At 51.5% G+C, this 23,602-nt stretch carries 28 protein-coding genes and 1 tRNA gene; 1 reads left to right on the top strand and 28 read right to left on the bottom strand.

Going from position 1 to position 23,602, the window contains the following annotated elements:
- Positions 1-220: 220 nt before the first annotated feature.
- From EFBL_RS10610 to EFBL_RS10725, 24 genes are all read right to left on the bottom strand, one after another.
- Positions 221-613 (bottom strand): type II toxin-antitoxin system death-on-curing family toxin, encoded by a 393-nt coding sequence (locus tag EFBL_RS10610; protein WP_096182113.1) that lies wholly within the window; start codon positions 611-613, stop codon positions 221-223.
- Positions 614-616: 3 nt separating this feature from the next.
- Positions 617-856: an AbrB/MazE/SpoVT family DNA-binding domain-containing protein gene (locus tag EFBL_RS10615; RefSeq protein WP_231705766.1), complete on the bottom strand. Its 240-nt coding sequence runs from the start codon at positions 854-856 to the stop codon at positions 617-619.
- A gap of 207 nt (positions 857-1,063) precedes the next feature.
- Positions 1,064-1,140 (bottom strand) — tRNA-Leu (locus EFBL_RS10620).
- Between the two features lie 118 nt (positions 1,141-1,258).
- On the bottom strand, positions 1,259-2,014 hold the full coding sequence (gene trmD, locus EFBL_RS10625) for a tRNA (guanosine(37)-N1)-methyltransferase TrmD (RefSeq protein WP_096182115.1): 756 nt from the start codon (positions 2,012-2,014) through the stop codon (positions 1,259-1,261).
- The gene (rimM, locus tag EFBL_RS10630) at positions 2,014-2,532 is read right to left on the bottom strand and encodes a ribosome maturation factor RimM (protein ID WP_096182116.1); all 519 of its coding nucleotides are present in this window, start codon (positions 2,530-2,532) and stop codon (positions 2,014-2,016) included. The genes trmD and rimM overlap by 1 nt, the downstream gene beginning before the upstream one ends.
- 77 nt (positions 2,533-2,609) lie before the next feature.
- Complete coding sequence (locus EFBL_RS10635) at positions 2,610-2,837, bottom strand: KH domain-containing protein (protein ID WP_096182117.1); 228 nt, start codon at positions 2,835-2,837, stop codon at positions 2,610-2,612.
- A gap of 28 nt (positions 2,838-2,865) precedes the next feature.
- Entirely contained in the window at positions 2,866-3,129 is a 264-nt protein-coding gene (rpsP, locus tag EFBL_RS10640) for a 30S ribosomal protein S16 (protein WP_096182118.1), read from the bottom strand.
- A gap of 68 nt (positions 3,130-3,197) precedes the next feature.
- On the bottom strand, positions 3,198-4,556 hold the full coding sequence (ffh, locus tag EFBL_RS10645; protein ID WP_096182119.1) for a signal recognition particle protein: 1,359 nt from the start codon (positions 4,554-4,556) through the stop codon (positions 3,198-3,200).
- A 19-nt stretch (positions 4,557-4,575) separates the two neighbouring features.
- Positions 4,576-4,938 (bottom strand): putative DNA-binding protein, encoded by a 363-nt coding sequence (locus EFBL_RS10650; RefSeq protein ID WP_096182241.1) that lies wholly within the window; start codon positions 4,936-4,938, stop codon positions 4,576-4,578.
- 90 nt (positions 4,939-5,028) lie between these two features.
- Positions 5,029-5,940 (bottom strand): signal recognition particle-docking protein FtsY, encoded by a 912-nt coding sequence (ftsY, locus tag EFBL_RS10655; RefSeq protein ID WP_096182120.1) that lies wholly within the window; start codon positions 5,938-5,940, stop codon positions 5,029-5,031.
- Between the two features lie 158 nt (positions 5,941-6,098).
- Positions 6,099-6,305 (bottom strand): hypothetical protein, encoded by a 207-nt coding sequence (locus EFBL_RS10660; protein WP_096182121.1) that lies wholly within the window; start codon positions 6,303-6,305, stop codon positions 6,099-6,101.
- Positions 6,306-6,447: 142 nt separating this feature from the next.
- Positions 6,448-6,789, bottom strand: coding sequence for a YqzG/YhdC family protein (locus EFBL_RS10665; protein ID WP_165912445.1), 342 nt, complete (start codon positions 6,787-6,789; stop codon positions 6,448-6,450).
- A 392-nt stretch (positions 6,790-7,181) separates the two neighbouring features.
- Positions 7,182-10,757, bottom strand: coding sequence for a chromosome segregation protein SMC (gene smc / locus EFBL_RS10670; protein ID WP_096182123.1), 3,576 nt, complete (start codon positions 10,755-10,757; stop codon positions 7,182-7,184).
- A gap of 154 nt (positions 10,758-10,911) precedes the next feature.
- Complete coding sequence (rnc, locus tag EFBL_RS10675; RefSeq protein ID WP_096182124.1) at positions 10,912-11,601, bottom strand: ribonuclease III; 690 nt, start codon at positions 11,599-11,601, stop codon at positions 10,912-10,914.
- 65 nt (positions 11,602-11,666) lie between these two features.
- Complete coding sequence (gene fabF / locus EFBL_RS10680; RefSeq protein ID WP_096182125.1) at positions 11,667-12,911, bottom strand: beta-ketoacyl-ACP synthase II; 1,245 nt, start codon at positions 12,909-12,911, stop codon at positions 11,667-11,669.
- Positions 12,912-13,043: 132 nt separating this feature from the next.
- The gene (acpP, locus tag EFBL_RS10685; RefSeq protein WP_096182126.1) at positions 13,044-13,277 is read right to left on the bottom strand and encodes an acyl carrier protein; all 234 of its coding nucleotides are present in this window, start codon (positions 13,275-13,277) and stop codon (positions 13,044-13,046) included.
- A 53-nt stretch (positions 13,278-13,330) separates the two neighbouring features.
- Complete coding sequence (fabG, locus tag EFBL_RS10690; protein WP_096182127.1) at positions 13,331-14,071, bottom strand: 3-oxoacyl-[acyl-carrier-protein] reductase; 741 nt, start codon at positions 14,069-14,071, stop codon at positions 13,331-13,333.
- The gene (gene fabD / locus EFBL_RS10695; protein ID WP_096182128.1) at positions 14,071-15,012 is read right to left on the bottom strand and encodes an ACP S-malonyltransferase; all 942 of its coding nucleotides are present in this window, start codon (positions 15,010-15,012) and stop codon (positions 14,071-14,073) included. Before fabD ends, fabG begins: the two co-directional genes overlap by 1 nt.
- A gap of 12 nt (positions 15,013-15,024) precedes the next feature.
- Positions 15,025-16,011, bottom strand: coding sequence for a beta-ketoacyl-ACP synthase III (locus EFBL_RS10700; RefSeq protein ID WP_096182129.1), 987 nt, complete (start codon positions 16,009-16,011; stop codon positions 15,025-15,027).
- On the bottom strand, positions 16,008-17,006 hold the full coding sequence (plsX, locus tag EFBL_RS10705) for a phosphate acyltransferase PlsX (RefSeq protein ID WP_096182130.1): 999 nt from the start codon (positions 17,004-17,006) through the stop codon (positions 16,008-16,010). The genes EFBL_RS10700 and plsX overlap by 4 nt, the downstream gene beginning before the upstream one ends.
- Positions 17,003-17,578, bottom strand: coding sequence for a transcription factor FapR (fapR, locus tag EFBL_RS10710; protein WP_231705773.1), 576 nt, complete (start codon positions 17,576-17,578; stop codon positions 17,003-17,005). The genes plsX and fapR overlap by 4 nt, the downstream gene beginning before the upstream one ends.
- A 205-nt stretch (positions 17,579-17,783) precedes the next feature.
- Positions 17,784-17,984, bottom strand: coding sequence for an alpha/beta-type small acid-soluble spore protein (locus EFBL_RS10715; RefSeq protein WP_096182132.1), 201 nt, complete (start codon positions 17,982-17,984; stop codon positions 17,784-17,786).
- Between the two features lie 124 nt (positions 17,985-18,108).
- Positions 18,109-18,285 carry a 50S ribosomal protein L32 gene (rpmF, locus tag EFBL_RS10720; RefSeq protein ID WP_096182133.1) on the bottom strand — a complete coding sequence of 59 codons (177 nt, stop codon included), beginning with the start codon at positions 18,283-18,285 and terminating at the stop codon, positions 18,109-18,111.
- Positions 18,286-18,321: 36 nt separating this feature from the next.
- Positions 18,322-18,828: a YceD family protein gene (locus EFBL_RS10725; RefSeq protein WP_096182134.1), complete on the bottom strand. Its 507-nt coding sequence runs from the start codon at positions 18,826-18,828 to the stop codon at positions 18,322-18,324.
- A gap of 111 nt (positions 18,829-18,939) precedes the next feature.
- On the opposite strand from EFBL_RS10725, the gene EFBL_RS10730 reads away from it, so the two are divergent.
- A complete protein-coding gene (locus tag EFBL_RS10730) occupies positions 18,940-20,181 on the top strand; it encodes a nucleotidyltransferase (protein ID WP_096182135.1) in 1,242 nt (413 codons plus the stop codon).
- Here EFBL_RS10730 and EFBL_RS10735 read toward each other — a convergent pair.
- Genes EFBL_RS10735 through rsmD form a run of 4 tightly spaced genes read right to left on the bottom strand, consistent with a single transcriptional unit; the run spans position 20,153 to position 23,051 of the window.
- Positions 20,153-21,202, bottom strand: coding sequence for a SepM family pheromone-processing serine protease (locus tag EFBL_RS10735; protein ID WP_096182136.1), 1,050 nt, complete (start codon positions 21,200-21,202; stop codon positions 20,153-20,155). The two genes, EFBL_RS10730 and EFBL_RS10735, sit on opposite strands and share 29 nt — an antisense overlap.
- Complete coding sequence (locus EFBL_RS10740; RefSeq protein ID WP_096182137.1) at positions 21,168-21,983, bottom strand: patatin-like phospholipase family protein; 816 nt, start codon at positions 21,981-21,983, stop codon at positions 21,168-21,170. Before EFBL_RS10740 ends, EFBL_RS10735 begins: the two co-directional genes overlap by 35 nt.
- Before the next feature lie 17 nt (positions 21,984-22,000).
- The gene (gene coaD / locus EFBL_RS10745; protein ID WP_096182138.1) at positions 22,001-22,492 is read right to left on the bottom strand and encodes a pantetheine-phosphate adenylyltransferase; all 492 of its coding nucleotides are present in this window, start codon (positions 22,490-22,492) and stop codon (positions 22,001-22,003) included.
- The gene (gene rsmD / locus EFBL_RS10750) at positions 22,461-23,051 is read right to left on the bottom strand and encodes a 16S rRNA (guanine(966)-N(2))-methyltransferase RsmD (RefSeq protein WP_096182139.1); all 591 of its coding nucleotides are present in this window, start codon (positions 23,049-23,051) and stop codon (positions 22,461-22,463) included. The genes coaD and rsmD overlap by 32 nt, the downstream gene beginning before the upstream one ends.
- Positions 23,052-23,602: the final 551 nt, after the last annotated feature.

Consider the following 23,602-nt stretch of genomic DNA (forward strand, 5'->3'; position numbering starts at 1 on the left):
CCGCCCGATGCTGCGGAAATCCACAACCAAAATATTCCCATATTGGCTGCGTGTTATTAATTTCGTTTTTGAACTTGTGAAGGGAGGACAAAATAGCAGCGCGGTAACCGTGGAAAGATTGAATGACCGCAAAACGGAGGGATTAACTGACGAGAGTTTATAACATCCTAAAGAACTTAAATAAAAATTCCCGGATCATCAAATTGATCAACCGGGAATTTTACATTGGAACAGTGTGCTCCTGAATAATGGCTGCGATTTGTTGAAAAGAGTATACGTGATTCACGACATCAACCGTGAAATCTTCGGCTTTCTTTTTGCTCATTTTAAATTCGTATCCGTTATAATTAAGGAACTGGAGCAAAGCCAAGAAAGCCGTTCGTTTGTTGGCATTGTGGAAAGCGTGATTTTGCGCCAATGATTCAAATAACGCAGTCGCCTTTTCAAAAATGGTCGGGTAGGCGTCTTCACCAACTGCAGATTGCCGTGGTCGGTTGACCGCTGATTCCAACAAATGCGGGAATTTTACGCCCTTTTGTTCGTGCGGGGAAATCGTTCTTATAACGTGTAGGTTTATTGCCAAGACTTCTTCAGCAGTTAGGTAATAAACCATCTGTTATCGATCTTTCAATCCTTCAATGGTTTCGCGATATTCTTCCATGTTTTTGGTAAGAATGTCAAAAAACCGGGGATCAAAACCTTCCGGTACTGTTACACGTTTCCGAATCACGATTTCTCCCTGCTCTTTACGAACTACAATATCTACATCATCGCCCAAACCCAGCCCGACTTGTTTGAGTGCATCGGTAATCGCCACACCGAGACTGTTCCCAATACGGGTTACTTTACGATTCATAGTCGTTACTCCATTCATAATGTTTTATTCCTATCCTCCCACTCTCTGATATACGTTATACGTGTTATAACGATTATAACCTTTTAGAGAAAAGAAGGAAAGCCCAAATTTTTATATTCCCGTAACTTACCTATAGTAACTCAAAATGCAACCCGAGCGGCTTCGGCTGCTCGGGTTCTGTTTGCGGGGGCCTTAAAGATTGGTTTATGGTGCCGGAGGTGGGACTCGAACCCACAAAATCACGATTTTGAGTCGTGCACGTATGCCAATTCCATCACTCCGGCAATATGGGGTATCATACCATGAGTTTGGGCTGAAATTCAACTGGTTTTGAGAACCAAACCGTCACGTGACGCATAATGTAAATTGGGGTCTCCTCCAAGGACAGCTCAGGGATACAGCTCAAGATGTCCGCGGAGGGGACCTGCGTTCTTCTTCCTCGATTTCGGCCAGCCACTTGCGGTCCCGGTCAGTCAGCTCCGCCTTGTCCAGCAGGTCGGGACGGCGCAGGTAGGTTCTGCGCAGAGATTCACGCCGGCGCCACTGTTCAATTTTTTCATGATGGCCGGAAATCAGAATCTCGGGCACTGTCCAGCCGCGAAATTCAAACGGTCGCGTATAATGCGGGTGTTCCAGCAAACCGTTGCGGAAAGAATCAAGCTCAGCAGACGTATTGTTGCCAAGCACCCTAGGCAGCAACCGGACCACCGAATCGACGATCGCCATGGCGGGAATCTCTCCCCCGGTCAGTACATAGTCGCCAATTGAAATCTCATCGGTGATGAGATGCTGTCGGATCCGTTCGTCATACCCTTCGTAATGGCCGCAAATAATGATCAAATGATCCTCTTTGGACAGCTCCAGTGCCAGTTCCTGGGTATAAGGCACCCCCTGCGGGCAGGTCAGAATCACCCTCGGTTTCTTTCCGGCATCCATCAGGGACTCCACCGCGTCAAAAATCGGTTGGGGCTTGAGAACCATTCCCCCTCCGCCGCCATAAGGGGTGTCGTCAACAGTGTGATGCTTGTTGTCGGAAAAGTCCCGGAAGTCAGTGACATCAATCTCAACAGCCCCTGCCGCCCGGGCCCGGCCGATGATGCTATGCGACAGCACTCCGGCAAACATTTCGGGGAATATTGTCACGATGTCAATCTTCATCAGTCCATCAAACCTTCCATCAGATGAACGCGCACCAATTTGTTGGCCACATCCACTTCCTTGATGCATTCAGGGATTGCCGGCAGCAGGATACTTTTGCCCTTGGGAGGTTTCACCACATACACGTCATTGGCTCCCGGCTGCAGAACTTCGACCAATTCGCCGAGTTCTTCCCCATCTTCTGTCTCCACGCGGCAGCCGACCAGTTCGAATATGTAATTGCTTCCTTCCGGCAGCGACTCCAGTTCCGTTTCCCGGATCTTCAGTTCCCCGCCTTTGTATCTTTCCACGTCATTGATGGAAGGATGACCCACAAATCTCAACAGATAAAAATTTTTATGCTTGCGGGCCGACGCCACTTCCAATTCAATTCGTGGGAGCTGCGGGTGGACAAGAATCAGGCGGGAGCCCCTGGCAAAACGCTTTTCAGGGAAGTCCGTATGGCTGATCACCCTTACTTCCCCTCTGATTCCCTGTGTATTCACAAGAGATCCGACCCGGATCAACCGCTCTTCCAACTTATACTCCCCCTTCTTCACGTCACTTTGCGGGGTAAATTTTTGAAAGGGCCGGGAACCCTGGGGTTTCCGACCCTTTACATGATATCCACGGTTACCCGCTTGTCTTCCTGCAAGGCTCCCGCAGCTACCACCGTCCGAATCGCTTTTGCGATCCGGCCTTGTTTTCCGATGATCTTACCGGCATCACCCGGTGCCACATGCAGTTGGTAGGTTACGGAATGGTCTCTTTCCACTTCCGTAACCCGCACCTGATCCGGGTGATCCACGAGCGCCTTGGCAATGATTTCAATCAATTCTTTCATTGGCCAGCCCTCCACGGACGGAATGGACTTACTTCATCTCGTGAACTTTCTTCATGATGCCAGTTTTGCTGAACAGGTTGCGAACGGTGTCGGACGGCTGTGCGCCGGTCTGCAGCCACTTGATCGCCTTCTCTTCGTCGATGTTGATTTGGGCCGGTTGAGTAACCGGGTTATAGGTACCAATCTCCTCGATGAAACGACCGTCGCGCGGAGAACGGGAATCAGCAACAACAACGCGGTAGAAAGGAGCTTTCTTAGCACCCATACGCTTGAGACGGATTTTTACTGCCATTGAAATTCACCTCCTAGTCAAAGTCAACTTTTGTATTATATCAATTCATTCCCGAAAAGGGAATGAGTTTAAAACGGGAACTTGAAGCCGCCAAACCCTTTCTTTCCTTTTTTGCCGAACTTCTTGGCAAGACCCGGAAGCTGTTTCATCATCTTCTGCATTTCGGCAAACTGGTTGAGCAGGCGGTTCACATCCTGAACGGTGGTTCCGCTGCCTGCGGCCACCCGCCTGCGGCGGCTGGCGTTCATGACTTTCGGATCCTGCCGTTCCCTGGGTGTCATCGAGCGAATGATCGCCTCAACGCGTGCAATCTGTTTATCGTCAATGTTCACATTCTGCATCGCCTTGTTCATGCCCATACCCGGCAGCATGCCCAGGATATCCTGCAGCGGACCCATCTTCTTGAGCTGCTGCATCTGATCGAGGAAGTCATCCAGCGTAAATTCCCCGCTCATCAGCTTCTTGCCGGCTTCCTGAGCCTTTGCCTGATCCACGTTGGCCTGGGCTTTCTCGATCAGGCTAAGTACATCGCCCATCCCCAGGATCCGGGATGCCATCCGATCCGGATGGAACGGCTCCAGCGCATCCAGCTTCTCGCCCATCCCTGCAAACTTGATGGGAGTTCCGGTTACGGACCGGATGGACAAGGCGGCTCCGCCCCGGGTGTCACCATCAAGCTTGGTCAGGATTGTGCCCGTTATGCCCAGCTGTTGGTGGAAGGTTTCTGCCACATTCACCGCATCCTGTCCGGTCATGGCATCCACCACAAGCAGGATTTCGTCCGGATTCACCGCTTCCTTGATCCGTTTCAGCTCGTCCATTAACGTGTCGTCAATGTGCAGACGACCCGCAGTATCAATCAATACATAGTCAAACCCGTGCATCCTGGCGTGCTCAATCGCGTTCTTGGCAATCTCAACCGGGCTCACCTTGTCGCCCATGGAGAATACCTGCGCCTTCACCTGTTCGCCCAATACCTGCAATTGTTTGATGGCAGCCGGCCGGTAGATATCTCCTGCCACAAGCAGCGGGTAGCGATTTTGCTTTTTGAGGAGGTTGGCAAGTTTACCGGTGGTGGTGGTCTTCCCTGCCCCTTGCAACCCGACCATCATGACCACCGTCGGAGGCTTGGCCGCCTGCGCAATCCGGCTCTGGGTGCCGCCCATCAGCTCAGTCAGTTCATCGTTCACAATCTTGATCACTTGCTGGCCCGGGGTAAGGCTTTGCAAAACTTCCTGTCCGATTGCACGCTCACGGATTTTTTCCACAAACTCTTTTACAACTTTGAAGTTGACGTCCGCCTCGAGCAGCGCCAAACGCACCTCTCGCAGGGCTTCTTTCACGTCATCTTCCGTCAGCTTCCCTTTGCCCCTCAGGCGCTGAAACGTTTCCTGCAGCCTGCTGGACAGACCTTCAAATATCGCCATGCTCACCCTCCTCTCCGGTTTATTCCCGAGGTTCCGTCTCCCCATCCTCTGCCAACAACCTGGCAAACCCTAACAGTTCCTCTTTGTCTGCTTCAGACAAAGGCAGAACACCAATTTTCTCCGCCATCTTTTCGCATAAATGAACGCGGTTTTGGTATCGCTCCAGCAGTCGAAGCTTTTGCTCGTACTCTTCCAACTGTACTTCCGACCGGCGAATGTTGTCATGAACCGCTTGCCGGGAGACCTGAAACTGTTCGGCGATCTCCGCCAAAGACAGATCGTCAAGATAATACAATTCAAGAAACGTACGCTGTTTATCAGTCAACAGTACGCCGTAGAAATCGTATAACAGGTTCATGCGTGTAGTTTTCTCAAGCATGATCCCACGCCTTTCGCCTGTCAAGATAGAATCCTTTACAGAACAAAAATGATCATACTGGAAATGGTGCGGAATGTCAAGGAAAAAACATTGTCAGGCAGTAAATATTGCTTCTACGAACTGTTTTGGATCGAACTCAGCCAGGTCGTCCACTTTCTCACCAAGTCCAACAAACTTCACCGGAATCTCCATCTGATCCCGAATGGCGATGACAATGCCGCCTTTTGCGGTTCCGTCCAGCTTCGTCAGCACGAGACCGGTCACACCGGTCGCTTCTCCGAAGATCTTGGCCTGCTGCAACGCGTTCTGGCCGGTGGTAGCATCAAGTACCAGCAGCACTTCATGGGGGGCATCCGGGATTTCCCGCTTGAGCACCCGGTACACTTTGTTCAATTCATCCATCAGATTGGTCTTGTTGTGGAGTCGTCCTGCCGTGTCCACAATCAACACGTCCGCTTTGCGGGATTTGGCCGCCTGCACTCCGTCATATACAACAGCAGCCGGATCTGAACCCTGCTGGTGCTTGATTACGTCCACTCCCACACGCTGCCCCCACACTTCCAACTGCTCGATCGCACCTGCCCGGAATGTGTCTCCGGCGGCGAGGACCACCTTTTTCCCTTCGGACTTTAATCGATGGGCAAGCTTGCCGATGGTCGTGGTCTTGCCGACTCCATTGACCCCGACGATCATAATCACCGTCATTCCAGTCGGATTCAGATTTAAGGCAGCCATTTCCGTGCCCATCAGTTCAACCAATTTTTCCTGTAAAATGGGCTTGAGATCGGTCGCATCCTCGATCTTTCGCCGCTTCACTTCCGCCCGCAGTTCCTCCATCAGCGTCATGACGGTGGTGACCCCGACATCTGCCATGATGAGCTGTTCTTCCAGCTCTTCGTAGAATTCTTCGTCAATCCTGCGCCGGTTGAAGACGGCCCCCACCTTGTCCATAAACGAGTCGCGGGTTTTCGCCAACCCTTCCTTAAACTTGCTGAAAAATCCCATTCAGAATCCCTGCCTCGCCAATATCGATTGCAATTTGAAACGGACCCGAGTTCTCAGGTCCGCCTTTGTTTCTCGCTATTATACCATTATATCCTATTTTGCCTCCAAGGAAAGGAGTGCCAGATCAAGCCACAAGCGAGCAATCATTTTATGCGCGGTTAGATCACAAATTTGTCGATATCGACTCTGGTTATGGCCACAACTTTTAACTTGGCCATTCTGCCGCTCGGAGTGGGACCCACGACATGATCTCCAATGCGGAATACGTCACTGGATACCTTTTTTGCATAACGTACCGGTTTCGAAGCAGCCACTTTCTTGGCGGTTGCTTTCTGGGGGACTTTATCTTGATTTAGACGCGACATCAGAACCCCTCCTTTCGCAGATCTCCTTTACCGTTTTGAATAATAATGGATCAATCAAAACTATCCTCTCCCGCTTGTCCGGTTCCTTTTCTTTGGAAACTATTAACATTTTATCATTGTTGGTGGACTATTCAAACATGTGTCACTGGGATATTTCTTGAAACCGCACCAACAACACCCGGTCCGTCTTGATTTCAAAAGTAATTCGGACAAAGACGCCCAATTCCCTGCCGTTTCGATTTAGCCATAATTTGAATGTTTCTTCCGCCACGTCGGTGGATTTGTTTACACGCCCCACATGCAAATAATCAACAATTTGCGCATCAGGATACCGCTTCCTGGTTTCCGTCATGGCCAGTCGGCCCCATTTGGCATAAGCAGGTTCGGCCAGATGGACACCCTCTTTTCCTTGGGCAAATGAAACCGCGGCAGTCGACAGTAATGTGAAAAGGAGTGAAGCTGTCAATGCCAATATTCGTCTCAATCTGATCCCTCCCCGACATGTTTGACATTAGGTTGCCAATTCACGTCCAAATTGATTTATCCATCCGTTGGGTAAAAATGGTCTGGCAGACAATAATGCTTGACCAGACAACTGCTAATTCCTGGGGAAAACCGGTATTCTCCCTGGGAGTCCGTGTGTGAAATAAGAGATTTTGGAGGACTAATTTTGTAAATTTGAACCTTGGTTTTGAAAATAAGGGATTTTGAAGGTCTAATTTGGCCGTTTTTCAATACCAGCCCCCACCCCCACCCAAATAAGTCCCCGAAAGTCCCCTATTTCAAATTTCACCTGCAAAAATGGGGAAATAAGTTCCTGAGAATCTCTTATTGCACAAGCAGCAAAAAATAGCGGGGCGGTGGAACCGCCCCGAACTAGGCTGTCTGCACATCATCCTCTTCCACCATCCTGACGGATACCAGCTTGGATATGCCGGATTCCTGCATGGTTACTCCATACAGGACATCGGCCGCTTCCATTGTGCCTTTCCGGTGCGTGATGCAGATAAACTGGGTTTGAGTCGAGAATTCTCGCATGTACTCGGCGAAACGGGATACATTTGCTTCATCCAGCGCCGCTTCCACTTCGTCCAATACACAGAATGGCACTGGTTTGACATGCAGGATCGAGAACAGCAGCGCCATTGCGGTTAAAGCGCGTTCGCCACCTGACAGGAGCCCCAGGTTCTGCAGCTTCTTGCCGGGGGGTTGTGCCATGATGTCAATTCCGGTAGTCAAGGGATTGTCCGGATCGACCAAAATCAGGTCCGCACGCCCCCCGCCAAACAACCGGTTAAACACGATATGGAACTGGCTGCGGATAGCGTCAAAGGTTTCATGAAACCGCTTGGACATTTCCTGGTTGATCTCCAGAATGACTTCGTTCAGCTTGTTTCGCGCTTCTGTCAGATCGTCCCGTTGGCTTGTAAGGAATTGCAGACGTTCCTGCATGCGGGCATGTTCCTCAATCGCTCCCAGATTCACTTCACCCAGCAGTTCCATTTGCCTGCGAAGTTCGGCCGCTTGCTTCTTGGCAGCGGGAACATCTTCCGGCACCGGGTATCGTTCCTTTGCCAATTCGAATGATATATGGTACTCCTCAGCCAATTTGGTCAGCATATTGGTCAGTTCCACGTCCAGCCGGTTGACCTTAACCTCAATCTGGTGCAGCTGATTCTCCAGGTTTCTCAGTACCAGCCGGGCTTCCCGGACTCGATGCTCCTCTTCCGCGATTTTCCTGTGAAGCTCCTGCTTGCGCGCAAGCTCCTCGTCCAGCGCCTTCTGCGCTTCCGTACGACGTTGTTCAAGCAAAGCCAACTGACCGGCCGCCTCTTCCAACTCTTGCCTGGTTTGATCAATTCTCTCTCCAATCAGAGTCATTTCGCTTTCTTTGGCTGCAAGCTCTGTCTGATTGGCTGTGATTTCCCGTTCCATGCGGGCAATGTTCGCTTTGGTCGATGAGATTTCCTGATCCAGCGCCGCCAGGCGAACTTTGTATTCGGTTACTTCTTCCGAAATATCTTCTTGTGCGCTTTGCTGTTCTTTCAACTTGGTCTGAAGTGCGTCCACTTGGGCAGTCATTTCTTTCACCATCTCGTCCAATTGGACCAGTTCCACCTGGGTGTTTTCCCCTTTGCGGATCCATTCGGACAGTTCCCGCTCATACTGCTCTTTCTCAAGTGTCACCAGCTGCAGACGCTCCTGAAAGGCCTGTCGCTGTACGTCCAATTCCCGGACCTGGGATTCAACGGAATGGATTTGCCCTCTTGTCGCCTCCATTCTTTCACGGATTTCCTGCAGGTTGGCATCCGCTTGCCTGGCGTTTGTTTCAAAGCTGTCCAGCTTCTGCTGGACTTCGGCCAACTGGGAGTCGATGGATTTCAGCTTTTGCTCCATTTCGTCTACTTCCCGTTGCCGTCCAAGGAGGCTGGTTCCTTTTTTCTGCTGGCTTCCCCCGGTCATGGCACCCCCCGGGTTCACCACGTCTCCATCCAAAGTCACAACGCGAACCCGGTATTGCAGCAATCGGGCCAAAGCGTTGGCGTCTGCAATGGTTTTTGCAAGTACCACCTGACCAAGAAGATACTCTGCGATCGGACGATACTTTTCGTCAAAGCTGACCATCTCGGCCCCGATTCCCACATAGCCGGAATGTCCTTCAACAGCCAACCGTTCGCTTTTGCCAAGCATCCGTCCTTTCATAACGTCCAGGGGCATAAAGGTAGCCCGTCCACCACCGCTTGACTTGAGGAACATGATGGCGTCCCGGCCCGCTTTTTCCGATTCCACGACAACGTTTTGCAGAGCCCCTCCCAGTGCGGTTTCCACCGCAACTTCGTATTTTGCAGGCACTTGGATCAATTCCGCCACCGCACCGCAAATACCGCTAAGACGGTTTCTTCCCGCAGCCTGCAGGACCGTTCGGACTCCTTGTGAGAACCCGCCGTATTCCTGCTGCATGTCCCGCAAAAGCTCATATCTTGACTGAAATGACGCCTTTTCTGTCTGCAATTGCCGCAACAAGGCTGTCAGCCGGTCTTTCTCGGCCGCCCTGCCGGAGACATTCCCTTGCAGTTCCCGCAAGGCAGCATGCATTTCCCCTTCCTGCTTTCTAAGCTCCTCCAGAGTGGCAGTCCCTGAAGCAAAGGACTGATTCAACAAACCGATTCTTTCCTGCAGTTCCGCTTCGTCTTGCTGCATCTTTTCGATCCGGCGTTGACAAGTCCCGATGTTGGTTTCAATGTTCTTCAGTTCATTCCGCCTGCCGGCCGTCTCGTTCATCTTTTCGATCAGGTCGGCCTTAAGCCTCTCCACTTCCGCTTCCATCCCGGAACGGTCAAACAATCCCTCAGTGGCTGACATTTTTGCTTCCAGCTCTGTTCGGAACCTGTCCCGTTCAGCCGTAAGCGCCGCCAGCTTGTCCTTTTCCTCCTGGTGCTGCCCTTCCTTGTCACTCCGGTCCTTACCCAGCTTGGCCAAATCGGACTGCAGGTCATCTCTCCCTGTCAGCAGGTTCTTATACCTTTCCTGCAGAACCTCCCGGCGGCCCTCCGCCTTCTCATATTCGGCCACCACTTCCACATGGCGCCTGTTGCTGGATTCCATCATCTTGTCCAGCTGTTCCGCCTGCCAGCGAAGCTGTTCATATTGGGACTCCATGGCGGAGACAACGGCGGCTTGCGAGGCATGCTGATCCTGCAGCTTGCTTCCTGTTTCCTTCTCTTGCTGCCAACGGGAATGCAGATCTTCTATGTCATGCACATACAAGGCAATTTCAAGATTCTGCAATTCCCCTTTGTACCGCTTGTATTGTCTGGCGATTTCCGCCTGTTCGGACAGGGGCCCGATCTGGGTCTCCAACTCGCCAATGATATCCCCGATACGGACCAGGTTGCCTGCGGTTTCTTCCAGTTTCTTTTCCGCTTCCCGTTTGCGCGTTTTGTATTTGACGATTCCCGCCGCTTCTTCAAAGATGCCGCGTCTGTCCTCCGCCTTGTTGGACAGGATCTCGTCGATCCGGCCCTGGCCGATGATGGAGTATGCCTCTTTGCCAAGACCCGTGTCCATGAACAGCTCGATAATGTCTTTCAGGCGGCAGGGCTGTTTGTTTATGAAATATTCTCCCTCCCCGGACCGGTATACCCGGCGGGTAACGGTGACTTCGTTATAATCCAGGGGCAAAGTACTGTCACTGTTATCGAGAGTGAGTGACACTTCGCAGTAATTGACCGCTTTGCGTGTATCGCTTCCGGCGAAAATAACGTCTTCCATCTTGGCGCCCCGCAAGCTCTTGGCACTTTGTTCGCCAAGCACCCAGCGAATCGAATCGGAAATGTTGCTCTTTCCGGAACCGTTCGGCCCCACAACAGCTGTGACACCCGGAACAAACTCTAGTTCGGTTCGATCGGCAAACGATTTGAAACCCACAAGTTCCATTCGTTTCAGGTACATAGAGTCTCCTCCAGTCATCCAAATTGCTTGTTCTAGGATATCGGATTCCCAGAAAAATAAAATCCGTCCTCAGACCTATAAAAACCTGCAACCCTTTTTTACCAAAAAACAGCCGCTCAAGTGCAAGAGCGGCTGTTCCCTGTTTTCTGGTTGTTCAACGACCAAGCATGGTCAATGTCTCATTGGCCGCTCTTTGTTCCGCTTCCTTCTTGGATCTGCCGGTTCCGGTACCATATGGGACGTCATTGATGAACACTTGTGACACGAATTCCCGGTTATGGGCCGGGCCTCTTTCTTCCAAAATCTTATACGTCAAAGAACCCAGGTTCTCCCTTTGGACATGTTCCTGCAACAAGGTTTTGAAATCAGAGAGCAGCAGGCCGTGCACGTTTTCCAACTCTGGAAACACATGAGTCTGCAAAAACGATCTCACCGCCTCCAGCCCCTGATCGAGATACAACGCCCCTACGAACGCTTCAAACACGTCCGCCAAAAGAGCGGGTCGTCTTCTGCCGCCGGATAATTCCTCCCCGCGTCCCAACCGAATATATTTGGTAAACTGCAATTTGTCGGCAAACTTCACCAGGGAAGGTTCACATACGATCGACGCCCGCATACGGGTTAATTCGCCTTCCGGGAGAGTCGGATAACGGTTGAACAAATACTCGCTGACCAGCAATTCAAGAACCGCATCCCCCAGGAACTCGAGCCGTTCATTGTCCTGCCCGTTCTCTCCCCGGTGTTCGTTCCGGTAAGAAGCATGGGTAAAGGCTTGCTTAAGGAGAGACAGATTCTGAAAACGAATTTGTAAGGATTGTGTGAACACTTCAAACTTACCAGCCACGATAGCTCACCTGCGTAGAATTAGATAGACCCTGATGTGACAGCCTGGTCACATCAGGGCAAACATCACTCTTGGTATTTTCGGAAGATAATTGACGCATTATGTCCGCCAAATCCAAAAGAATTGGACATAGCTACGTTGACTGCCATCTTCCGTGCAACATTTGGCACATAATCAAGATCGCACTCGGGATCCGGATTCTCCAGGTTGATGGTTGGAGGCAGCATTTGTTCCTGGATGGCCTTCACACAGGCTACCGCTTCAACTCCCCCCGCAGCGCCCAGAAGGTGCCCGGTTACAGATTTGGTGGAGGAAACGGCCAGTTTGTAGGCATGATCCCCAAACACTTTCTTTATGGCCATTGTTTCCAGTTTGTCGTTAAAATCGGTCGAAGTGCCATGCGCATTGATATAGTCAACCTCAGTCGGGTTAATACCGGCGTCACGCACCGCTTCCCGCATGCAGCGGGCCGCGCCTGCCCCTTCCGGTGCCGGCTGTGTGATATGGTAGGCGTCACCGCTCATTCCATAACCGATAATCTCGGCATAAATGGCAGCCCCCCGTTTCTTGGCGTGTTCCAGTTCTTCCAGCACCAGGATGCCGGCCCCTTCCCCCATCACGAACCCATCCCGGTCCCGGTCAAAGGGTCGGCTTGCCTTCTCCGGCGTGTCATTGAAAGCAGTTGCCAGAGCCCTAGCCGAGGCAAATCCAGCCACAGCCAAAGGCAATACAGTTGCCTCTGCGCCCCCGGTGATCATGACGTCAGCCGCACCGCGTTCAATGATCTTGTAAGCATCTCCAATTGCGTTCGTACCGGTTGCACAAGCGGAGATCGGCGACGAATTGGGTCCCTTTGCCCCCAGAAAGATGGAGATCTGCCCGGTTGCAATATCACCGATCATCATGGGGATGAAGAACGGAGACACCCGGCGGGGACCCTTCTCCAACAGAATCTGGTGCTGCTCCATCAGCGTTTCGAGGCCTCCGATACCCGAACCCACATAGACTCCTACCCGTTCCTCGTTTTCTTCCGTGATTTGCAGCTTGCTGTCATCCATAGCCATTCTCGCTGCAGCTACGGCGTACTGGGCGAACCGGTCCATCTTCCGCGCTTCTCTCTTGTCCATGTACGCTTCGGGGTTGAAGTCTTTCACTTCAGCCGCAATTTGACAGGGATACTCGGAGGCATCAAACCTTGTAATCTTGCCGACTCCTGATTTTCCGGCAACAAGACTCTCCCAGAAAGCGGAAACCGTATTTCCTACAGGGGAGATAACCCCCATTCCCGTGACAACCACTCGTCTTCTCATGTAGGTGATCACCCTACCTTTTTTCAAGTTAAGATGTATTGGATAAAGTTCTCTTGAAGAGACACGTTCTTGTCGAAAATAGAGCCCCGAGGATGCCCGCGGGACTCTGCAATTCAATCAGACAAACGAAGGTTACGCCTTGTGGGACTCTATGTACTTCACCACATCCCCGACGGTACTGATTTTCTCCGCATCTTCGTCAGAAATCTCCATATCGAACTCGTCTTCCAGTTCCATTACGAGTTCCACAACATCGAGCGAATCCGCTCCCAGATCATCCTTGAAGGATGCCTCCAGTGTAACAGCCGATTCCTCGACATCAAGACGGTCCACGATGATTTTCTTAACTCTGTCAAAAGTTGACATGCCTTTCACCTCCTCCTCAGAGTATACACGATTCTTCCTTTTAAGTCAGCTTTTTACATGACCATGCCGCCGTCAACGGTCAGCACCTGTCCGGTCATGTAAGAAGCGTCATCAGAAGCCAGGAACGCCACTACCTTGGCAATATCCTCCGGATCGCCAAGCCTTCCCAGCGGGATCTGTTTGCTGAGTGTTTCCTTGACATCGTCATTCAAAACGGCTGTCATATCCGTTTGAATATACCCCGGGGCCACCGCATTCACCGTAATGTTGCGGGATGCCAGTTCCCTGGCGTTCGACTTGGTGAGCCCAATCACACCGGATTTGGCTGCCACATAGTTGGCCTGACCGGGATTTCCCATCAGGGCCACAACGGAAGTGACATTGATAATCCTGCCATAACGTTGCTTCATCATAATCCGAGCTGCCGCTTTCGTGGTGTTGAATACACCTTTCAGATTGGTATCAATCACCGAATCCCAATCCTCTTCCTTCATTCGGATCAGAAGATTGTCCCGGGTGATGCCCGCATTGTTGACAAGAATATCAAGTCGTCCGAAAGCTTCGGTGGCTGCATTGACCATCCTGTCCGCATCTTCCGGGCTGGCCACGTTGCCCTGCACCGCAACGGCCTCTCCGCCCATCTCACGAATCTTTGCAACTACTTCTTCGGCAGCAGACTGATTTCCTGCATAGTTAACCACCAGTTTGGCACCGCGTCGTGCGAGTTCCAGTGCAACGGCACGACCAATGCCGCGAGACGCGCCCGTCACCAGAGCCACTTTTCCCGTTACCATTACGAATCCCCCTTTAGAATCGAAACCGTCTTATCGAATGAGGCCGGATCCTGAATGGACAATGTGGGTGTCCGGCGGCTGACTTTCTTGATGAGACCGGATAAGACCTGTCCCGGCCCAATCTCCACAAAAGTGTCCACGCCCTGTTCCAGCATGTAGGCAACGGAGTCCTCCCACAGGACAGAGGAGGCAACCTGTTCATACAGGGCTCCCCGGATTTCGTCAGCAGAGATGACCGGCTTGGCAGACACGTTGGCTATTACGGGAATCCGGGCATCCCTGACAGTTACGTCATCCAGGACGTCGATCAGCTTCTCGGCAGCGGGCTGCATCAAAGAACTGTGAAACGGCCCCGAAACTACCAGCGGGATGACGCGGAGACCGGCATCCGCAAGCTGTTCGCCTGCCTTGGCCACTGCCTCCGCAAGTCCCGAAATCACGATTTGTCCGGGACAATTGATGTTGGCCAATTCAACCACACCGGTTGATTGGGATACTTGTTCGCATATGGATCGGATACTCGCGCGATCACCGCCGATAATGGCTGACATGGCGCCCCGGCCCGCCGGAACCGCTTCGTCCATGAGTTTGCCCCGGGCATGTACCACCTTGACCGCATCGGCAAAATCAATTGCGCCCGCAACCACCAAAGCCGAGTATTCTCCCAAGGAATGGCCTGCAGCATAGGCAGGTTGGAATCCTGCTTTCTCAAAAACCCGGTACATGGCGATACTGGTGGTCAGGATCGCAGGCTGGGTGTAGTAAGTCAAACGGAGTTTCTCTTCAGGACCCTGAAATATGATTTCGCTTAAAGAGAACCCCAGCGCTTCATCCGCCTCCTCGAAAACGGAACGGGCTTCCGGATAGGCATCCGCCATTTCTTTTCCCATGCCCACCGCCTGTGTTCCTTGGCCCGGGAATACAAATGCAAGCTTTGTCATCTGGTCTCCTCCTTACCAGCGCAGGGCAGCCGCGCCCCAGGTAAGTCCGGCGCCAAAGCCGACCATCAATAACACATCGCCTTCCTTGAAGCGTCCCTGCCTCTTCGCTTCATCCAAGGCAACCGGGATGGAAGCGGAAGACATATTCCCGTACCGGTCAACATTCACAACCACCTTATCCTGTGGAAGCCCCAACCGTTCGCGCGCGTAGTCAATAATTCGAATGTTGGCTTGGTGGGGAACGAGGAAATCGACATCTTCCTTCGTCAAGCCCACTTTTCTTAACACATCCTCAGTTGCGGTGTTCATGACCCTGACAGCAAATTTGAACACTTCTTTGCCGTTCATGGTGACCGAATGCTGCCTGTTCAACACCGACTCCTGGGTGGCGGGGTTGCGGGATCCTCCGGCAAGCTGCATCAGCTGCTCACCGCCGCTTCCGTCCGCTCCCAGGTCAAAGCCCAGAAACCCCCGGCCTTCCGGCACCTGTCCCAGGACAACCGCTCCCGCACCGTCCCCGAACAACACGCAAGTGTTTCGGTCGGTATAGTCTGTAATCTTGGACAGCGTATCGACGCCAATAACAAGGGCATTCTTTGCAACACCCGCCTGAATCATCGAAACGGCGCAGGAAAGCCCGTAAAGAAATCCGCTGCAGCCGGCAGACAGATCAAAAGCACCTGTCTTTTTGATTCCCAGCCGGTCCTGAACCAGGCAAGCGGTGGCTGGGAACATAAAGTCGGGAGTCACCGTGGCGCATATGATCAGATCGATGTCATCCGGTGAAATTCCTGAGTCTTCAAGCGCTTTATTAGCTGCTTCCACGGACAAATCGGAGGCAGCGGTGTTCTCGTCCGCAATGCGCCGTTCACGGATGCCGGTTCTTGATACGATCCATTCGTCGGAAGTATCGACCATTTTTTCCAGATCCGCATTGGTCAATACCCGCTGCGGCAGGGCCGACCCCGTTCCCAAGATGCCTACGCGAATCCCGTTCATCTACTCTCATCTCCTTTGGCTCCCATTCGGATTTGATCAAGAACGCCATGATGCAAAAACTGCCGTCCCTGATGAATGGCCATTTCAAATGCCCTTGCCTTGGACGAACCGTGGGCTTTGATGCAAACTCCGTTCACTCCAAGCAACGGAGCGCCCCCATATTCGGCATAATCAAATTTCTTCTTGAATTGTTTGAGGCCAGGTTTGAGTGCCAGAGCGGCCAGCTTGGATACGGTTCCCGCCATGAACACTTCTTTCAGGGCGTCAAACATGCCAAGTCCTACACCTTCTATTAGTTTCAGCATAACGTTGCCGACGAATCCGTCACACACCACAACATCACAAACACCGTTGAGAATTTCCCTTGACTCAACGTTTCCGACAAAATGAAAGTCTTTCCCTTCCAACATTGGATACGCTGCTTTTGCGAGGGCGTTTCCCTTGCCGGGTTCGGTTCCGACATTCAGCAAACCTACCCTTGGTTTGTCAACAGAGAGCACATACCTGGCATAGAGATTCCCCATGGCGGCGTATTGAAGGAGATGAAGGGGCTCCGCATCCATGTTGGCTCCCACGTCCAAAACCAAAACACCTCGTCCGTCGAAAGTGGGCCAGACGGAAGCCAGCGCCGGTCTCTCAATCCCTTCAATCCTGCCGATGATCAGGAGTCCCGCAGCCATCAAGGCCCCAGTGTTACCCGCAGACACGAATCCGTCCGCGAGTCCTTCTTTCACCATTCTGGCAGCCACCGTCATGGAAGCGTCCTTTTTGCGTCTGACAGCGCGTACAGGTTCATCATCCGCAGATATTATTTCGGTAGTATGTACGATTTCAATGTTTCTTGAACTGCCAGATCCCAGCAATTGCTTAATTCTTGGTTCATCACCTACCAATGCCAACTCCAAGTCAGGGTATCGCTCTGCAGCCTGTACAGAACCTTTGACAATCTCCTCAGGAGCGTTGTCTCCTCCCATGGCGTCTATTGCCAGCTTCAAGCTTCCCTACCTCCAACGACCGTTTCCAGCCTCATTTTCACAACTGTAAACGCACCTGAAAAAACAATATCTTCCCCCACGCGAGTTGTGACTTCCACATGGGCGCGCTCTGTCTGGTTGGACGTGACAACGGCCTTGCATACAAGCCGTTCACCAAGCCGTCCCGGACGAACAAAGCGAATCTTGGCGGTCCGCGTCAGCACGACATCCGCATCGATTACCGCAACTGCCAGTGAATTGGCCTGGGCAAACAAATGGTGGCCGCGGACAATTTGAGTCTTGGCGAACACATGAACCGGTTCAATGTCAAGTATGGAGATGGCCCTCTCGTTCAGGTTCAATTCGATAATCTGGCCAATTACTTCAGTTCCCTCCAGAGACCGGAGCTCGGCTTGTTTCGTCTCGGCAACCGCCTTGATTCTTTCTCTTACCTCAGGAATCCCCAGTGCCAACCGATCAAGGCGAATGGTTTGGATACTGACCCCAAACTGATTGGCCAACTCTTCATCTGTCACAAAGGGGGCTTCCTGCAACAATTGCATCAGCGCCGCCTGGCGATCCCGCTTGCTCATTCCCGCCAATTCGCAGCACCTCCACATAAGTATGTGATCTTATTACCTGGTGCTAATAACAGTATACATTTTTTTTCGAAGTCTCTCAAGAACTAACTGCGAAGGACAATGGGCAATCCGTTATTTCCGGCAAAGATGAAACAAGATGCTTAAACAAAAACAGGAAGGCACCCGAAGGTGCCTTCACCATTTATAGCTTTACTTATTAACGACCTGCAAGCGCCTGCTCAGCAAACTTCACCAAACGCTTGGTAATTTCTCCACCCACCGAACCGTTGGCGCGGGAAGTTTGGTCTGCACCGAGCTGTACGCCAAACTCTTGAGCAATTTCGTACTTCATTTGCTCCAGCGCCTTTGAAGCCCCTTGGGCTACATAGTTGTTGGAATTGCTACGTCCATCTGGCATTGTGGTTTCCCTCCTTTCCAGTGGTGTATCTATACAATGTGCAGATTTGAGGAGGTTTACACTAGTAATTTTTGGTGAATAAAAAAGCGAAATCCCGCAGGATTTCGCCTTTGTTCCTGATTCATTATTCGGTTTCAACAACAGCGCGTCCCTTGTAGTAGCCACAGTTGCTGCACACACGGTGAGCCAACTTCGCCTCTCCGCACTGCGGGCAAGCTACCATACCCGGAACGGTCAATTTGAAATGAGTGCGACGCATGCGCTTGCGGGTCTTCGATGTACGCCTTTGCGGTACTGCCATGAGTTCCACCTCCTCAAACCGATAAAGACAAGAAACTTACTCTTGTTTCAACAACTTCGCCAAGTCTGCAAGACGGGGATCGATGCGTTCCGTTTTGCATTCACAGACCTGTTCATTCCGATTGGTGCCGCATTCAGGACAAAGTCCGGCACACGATTCCCTGCATAAAGGAGCAAAGGGCATCGACAGCAGGATCTCCTGCTCGAGATAGGGATCGAGCTCAATCGAATCTCCTGTTACCGGATTGCGTTCATCCTCTTCACTCAGCTCTTCCGGATTTCCCCGAACGAACTGTTCGGAAAAGGATGCCGAAATCGAATCCGAAAAATCAGTCAGGCAACGGGAGCAGCGATAAGTGACCGGACCGGTAATATTCCCGTTAACCGTAAGGGTATCGGACACTACTTGTGCGTGCAAATCCACGACCATTGGACCCAGGGCGATGATTTGCCGGTTTTCCTTCACCAGATTCGGAAACTCAACCGATTCGCGCAAATGAACGCCCATCGGCTTGTCGTGAACGTCTCGCCATTGCAGTCTCACGATATCACCTCATTGAGCAACGAAATTCATTATATCGGCTCGTTGTCAAATTGTCAACGATACAAAGGATTGCTATAATATCCAGCAATTAGGACGAGGGAGGTTCGAATCATGCTCGCTGCCGGAGTTGTGGTCGAGTACAACCCCATGCATAACGGCCACTGTTATCATCTGCAAAAAACCAAAGAAGTAACGGGGGCCGATGCACTGGTCGCTGTCATGAGCGGTCATTTCCTGCAGCGCGGCGAGCCGGCGGTGATTAACAAGTGGGCACGCACCGAAATGGCTCTGCGAAACGGCGTTGATTTGGTGCTTGAGTTGCCTGTTGTTTACAGCACGCAAAGCGCCCGGTTGTTCGCCTTCGGTGCCGTTGCCACCTTGCATTCCCTTGGTACTGTCGGCTCCATCTGTTTTGGCAGCGAGCACGGGGATTTGGACAGCCTGCTGGAACTTTCCGAAATCATCGCCTCGCCTCCCCTTGCACTGCAGACCGAACTTGAGAGCAGCCTGGAACAAGGCTTGGCCTATCCGGCTGCGTTTGCAGGGGCACTTAAACGCTACGTGTCACAAACAGGGGTTGTGAAACCTGATCTGGTCAACCATCCCAATAACATGTTGGGACTGGAATACCTGCATGCGTTACGGAAACTGAACAGCCCCATCCGTGCCTTCACCATCAAACGGATAGCTTCCGGTTACCGTGATCTGACCCTGCACCACTCCGAAATTGCAAGTGCCACGGCGATTCGAAAAGCAATTGCCGAGAACCGGAAGATGGACGCCTATCTTCCGACATCCAATCTGGCAATCCTGCAAAAGGAGTTTGAGCAGGGCCGGGGCCCCGTTACCTGGGATTGTTTTACACAACCTCTGTTCTCGCTGATTGCCCGTTCGACTCCGGATGAGTTGCGAACCTACGCCCATTTTGATCAGGAAGGATTAGCCGAAAGAGTGGCAAATGCTCTTCCTAATGCATCCTCCGTGACAGACCTCGTTTACAAGGTGAAAACCCGGCGTTATACATGGACCAGAATCCAACGGGCTCTGACTGCCCTGTTGCTCGGACTTCGCAGGGAACAACTTGATTCGATGGACCTTGAAAAGGGACCCGATTCGATTCGTGTCCTCGGGTTCACAGAAAAAGGACGCGCCCTCCTGAAAGAAAGCGCATCCGTCGCCAGTTTGCCAATATTCACCAACATTTCGAGAAACGTCCCGGCAATGATGGAAGCCAATCTGCGGGCAACTGCCCTCTACAGTCTTGGATATCCCTGCCGCGAAGCATCCAATCGGGGGAATGAAACCCAAAAACCCGTGATCTTCATCAAGGAAGATTCTTCAGATATTCAATAGCTTCCGTCAAGGTCCTGACAGGAACAATCTTCATGGAGGTGCCGATCTCGGCAGCTTTCTGCCGTGCAACCTTTGTATTCGAGTCGTCCTTGTCCACATCCGCAGGGCTGAAGAAAATTTCAGCCCCTTTTTTGTGTGCCGCGACGATTTTATGTTCGATGCCGCCGATCTGTCCTACTGTTCCTTCTGCATCAATTGTGCCTGTTCCCGCAATTTTTCGGCCTTTTGTCAAATCACCCGGCGTCATCTGGGAGATAATCTCCAGTGCAAACATCATGCCGGCGGAAGGCCCGCCAATCTGTTCCGTCTTGAAATCGACCGGCAGCAGGTTCTCTGTCTTCTGTTTCGTAATCAGATCAATTCCAAGACCGATACGTTTGTCTTCCAACGGTTTGCCGTAACGGTCCAGCAGTTGGACCAGTTCCACCTCTACCGTACTGCTTTGGTTGTTGCGGTTGATCTGGACCTGTACTTTGTCACCAATTTTCTTGGTTTGCAGGTATTGAATCAGATCTTCCCGCTTGGCAACATCACGCCCGTCCACCTTCTCGATCAGATCCCCCGTCTGCAGTTTGCCCTTGGCTTTGGAGTATGGGGCCACACTGCTGACAACCACACCCAGGTATCGGACTGTGACCGGCATATTCAAATACCGCATGGCAGCTATGATCGAGCTTTCCTGCGAACCGCTCATCATGTGCTGCAGCAGGTTTTTGTATTCTTCATCGGACATCCCCCGGTCAACCTGCTCCCTTGGGACAAGTTCCCGATTGGGAAACAGCAGGCCGTATCCGTAGTAGTAGATATTTTTTACCGGAACCGTCATCACGGTTGTCAGCATGAGCGATCCCTTCTCATCCTTCTGACCGCCCGCAACCGTCACCATTGGCTGCAGTTCCTCCGCCGAGCCAGGTTGGTATACGTAATAGGGCAAAGAGATAAACCAGGAAAGAATCAGAAGCAGCGGCAACAGAATCCGTATGGCCCTACCCCTTGTTGTCAACCGATTCACCAACCGCATGTTCCCCTTTCCACTCCTCAATCGTTTGCCAGATGTGATCCAATACTTTCCTGGCCGCCACGCGCCCTTCCTCTATGCATTCGTCGACATTTACAAAAGCAGTGGTTGAGATATGCCCCACATCCGGCCGTATGACAATATCCGCATCAAGGATTCTTGTTTTTAAAATTTCCCGCTCCATGATTTCAATTGACTGGAAAAACACATCAAAAATATTCTTGACCGGCAATTCCTTGTTATACAAACCCACATCCACCGCAATTACCAGGTCGACATCAAGCTCCCGGCACACAGAAACGGGGACCCTGTCAATCACTCCCCCGTCCACCAGAACCCGGTTTTCATAGAGATAGGGTACAAAAACTCCCGGAATGGAGATGCTGGAGCGCACCGCCCTGTAAATCGGCCCTTTTCGGAACACCACCCGTTCTCCCTTTTCGACATCGGTTGCAACCACTGCGAACGGGATGGCAGCATCTTCGATTGCCATATCTTTTGTTAACAGCCGGATCATTTCTGTTATTTTGTTGCCCGTGACAAACCCCAGCTTTGGAACCGTAAAATCTGTAAAATGCTTGCGTTTCAGGTTTTTGGCCAACATTTCCATGTACCGGGTTTCCATGCCGCTGACATAAAAGGCACCAATCAAGGCCCCCATGGAACTTCCCGCGATTGCATCAACAGGAATGCCTGCCTCATTCAGAACCTGCAATACTCCAATATGCGCCAGGCCTCTGGCACCTCCTGCCCCGAGTGCCAACCCGATTTTCGGCATGGTCATAGCGCTTCCTCCCAGTGTTACCCGTTAAGCTGCCTACGATACGCTTCCATCACCGCTCCTTCAACATGGGGCGGTACAAAATCCCGAATGGATCCCCCGTTGCGGGCAATTTCTTTCACCAGACTGGAACTGATATAGGAAAACTGCGTATTGGTAGGAATAAAGACCGTTTCTGCTGCCGGATACATTTTCCAGTTTATGGATGCCATCGACAGCTCCGATTCGAAATCGGAAACAGCCCGCAATCCTTTGACAATAACCTGTGCTCCCTGTCTTTGCAGGTAATGAACCAAAAGCCCCGGAAAACTGTCCACTTCGATATTAGGAATATGGGACACGGACGCCCGAATGAGTTCCGTTCTTTGGACAATGGAAAACAACGGATTCTTGTGGGGATTCACCATAACCGCAATAATCAGTTTGTCAAAAATTTTGGCCGCCCGTTCGGCAATGTCAATGTGTCCGAAGGTGACCGGGTCAAAACTGCCCGGATAAACCGCTATCTTCATTTGTGAACGTTCCTTTCCGATAGAAACTGACGGATGTATCTCCGTACGTAACCAATTTCCAGCGACGCAACGATTCCAGTTGGTCGGGAAGGACTGCATCCTTGCTGTGTTCCGCTACAATAACAGCGGTATCCCGCAGCAGATCGTGCCGGTCAAGAGAAGCTGCCAAATCCGGAATGATATGGAAATGGTAGGGCGGGTCCATAAAGACCAGATCAAACTGCTCCTTTCGTTTTGCCAGGACGGAAATTGCACGGCGGGCATCGTTCCGGTAGATATCTGCCCTGCTTTCCAGTTTGCATGCATCCACGTTCCTGCGCACAACCTGCAACGCCTTCGCATCCTGTTCAATGAAGACCGCCCGGTCCATGCCCCTTGACAATGCTTCAATTCCCAGCGCCCCCGTTCCTGCAAACAGGTCAAGCACCTGTCCGCCATCAAAATAAGGGCCAATGATGTTAAAGATGGATTCCTTTACCTTATCGGTTGTGGGTCGGGTGGATGACCCGGGAACGGGAGTCAGTCGCCTGCCCTTGAAGTCCCCAGCAATCACGCGCATCTGCCGTCTTCAACTCCTTGTGACTACTTTACCACAAGTTGACAGGAGAATAAAAGTGAATGATCCCTCAGTATAAAGACTTGAACAGAAGCCAAAAAATTTTTCCCGGTCTTGTATATTTTGCCATTGGACGGTGCAAGATAGTTTTAGCAACGGCGAGAGCTGTTGCAGGCAACCGCGGAGAAGACTTAGGTTTCCCCATAAGCTCTTCCTCCGGTTTCTCCTCTCCCAGTCTCTGGAAACAGAGACAAAAACCCGCGTATACCCGGACGCGGGTTTTTGTTTTCTCCAAGAAAGACATACCTAAAGGAGATAAAAATATATTTTTGCTGAATAAAATTTATATAAATAATTTCACACTACCAAAATTCCAATAATCTGTTATACTTAGATTGGGGTTTTGTCCCCAAAAATTTGTATCAGGAGGTGAATCTATGTCGGGCCTGGACCGATGGGTATGGGTAGTCAAAGTCATCGGAATTCTCTTCTCGACTTGCACCGCCATCCTCTCATTCAGGCAACGGGTAGCAGAAATGTACAGAAAAACAAGA

Origin of the sequence: Effusibacillus lacus (assembly GCF_002335525.1) — a bacterium.
GTDB lineage: Bacteria > Bacillota > Bacilli > Tumebacillales > Effusibacillaceae > Effusibacillus > Effusibacillus lacus.

Bases quoted from the DNA above. Each gene is read 5' to 3' on its own strand.
- EFBL_RS10610 (WP_096182113.1), bottom strand. From the start codon at position 613: ATGGTTTATTACCTAACTGCTGAAGAAGTCTTGGCAATAAACCTACAC.
- EFBL_RS10615 (WP_231705766.1), bottom strand. From the start codon at position 856: ATGAATCGTAAAGTAACCCGTATTGGGAACAGTCTCGGTGTGGCGATT.
- trmD (WP_096182115.1), bottom strand. From the start codon at position 2,014: ATGAAGATTGACATCGTGACAATATTCCCCGAAATGTTTGCCGGAGTG.
- EFBL_RS10635 (WP_096182117.1), bottom strand. From the start codon at position 2,837: ATGAAAGAATTGATTGAAATCATTGCCAAGGCGCTCGTGGATCACCCG.
- rpsP (WP_096182118.1), bottom strand. From the start codon at position 3,129: ATGGCAGTAAAAATCCGTCTCAAGCGTATGGGTGCTAAGAAAGCTCCT.
- ffh (WP_096182119.1), bottom strand. From the start codon at position 4,556: ATGGCGATATTTGAAGGTCTGTCCAGCAGGCTGCAGGAAACGTTTCAG.
- ftsY (WP_096182120.1), bottom strand. From the start codon at position 5,940: ATGGGATTTTTCAGCAAGTTTAAGGAAGGGTTGGCGAAAACCCGCGAC.
- EFBL_RS10660 (WP_096182121.1), bottom strand. From the start codon at position 6,305: ATGTCGCGTCTAAATCAAGATAAAGTCCCCCAGAAAGCAACCGCCAAG.
- smc (WP_096182123.1), bottom strand. From the start codon at position 10,757: ATGTACCTGAAACGAATGGAACTTGTGGGTTTCAAATCGTTTGCCGAT.
- fabF (WP_096182125.1), bottom strand. From the start codon at position 12,911: ATGAGAAGACGAGTGGTTGTCACGGGAATGGGGGTTATCTCCCCTGTA.
- acpP (WP_096182126.1), bottom strand. From the start codon at position 13,277: ATGTCAACTTTTGACAGAGTTAAGAAAATCATCGTGGACCGTCTTGAT.
- fabG (WP_096182127.1), bottom strand. From the start codon at position 14,071: ATGGTAACGGGAAAAGTGGCTCTGGTGACGGGCGCGTCTCGCGGCATT.
- fabD (WP_096182128.1), bottom strand. From the start codon at position 15,012: ATGACAAAGCTTGCATTTGTATTCCCGGGCCAAGGAACACAGGCGGTG.
- EFBL_RS10700 (WP_096182129.1), bottom strand. From the start codon at position 16,011: ATGAACGGGATTCGCGTAGGCATCTTGGGAACGGGGTCGGCCCTGCCG.
- fapR (WP_231705773.1), bottom strand. From the start codon at position 17,578: ATGAGCAAGCGGGATCGCCAGGCGGCGCTGATGCAATTGTTGCAGGAA.
- EFBL_RS10715 (WP_096182132.1), bottom strand. From the start codon at position 17,984: ATGCCAGATGGACGTAGCAATTCCAACAACTATGTAGCCCAAGGGGCT.
- rpmF (WP_096182133.1), bottom strand. From the start codon at position 18,285: ATGGCAGTACCGCAAAGGCGTACATCGAAGACCCGCAAGCGCATGCGT.
- EFBL_RS10730 (WP_096182135.1), top strand. From the start codon at position 18,940: ATGCTCGCTGCCGGAGTTGTGGTCGAGTACAACCCCATGCATAACGGC.
- EFBL_RS10735 (WP_096182136.1), bottom strand. From the start codon at position 21,202: ATGCGGTTGGTGAATCGGTTGACAACAAGGGGTAGGGCCATACGGATT.
- EFBL_RS10740 (WP_096182137.1), bottom strand. From the start codon at position 21,983: ATGACCATGCCGAAAATCGGGTTGGCACTCGGGGCAGGAGGTGCCAGA.
- coaD (WP_096182138.1), bottom strand. From the start codon at position 22,492: ATGAAGATAGCGGTTTATCCGGGCAGTTTTGACCCGGTCACCTTCGGA.
- rsmD (WP_096182139.1), bottom strand. From the start codon at position 23,051: ATGCGCGTGATTGCTGGGGACTTCAAGGGCAGGCGACTGACTCCCGTT.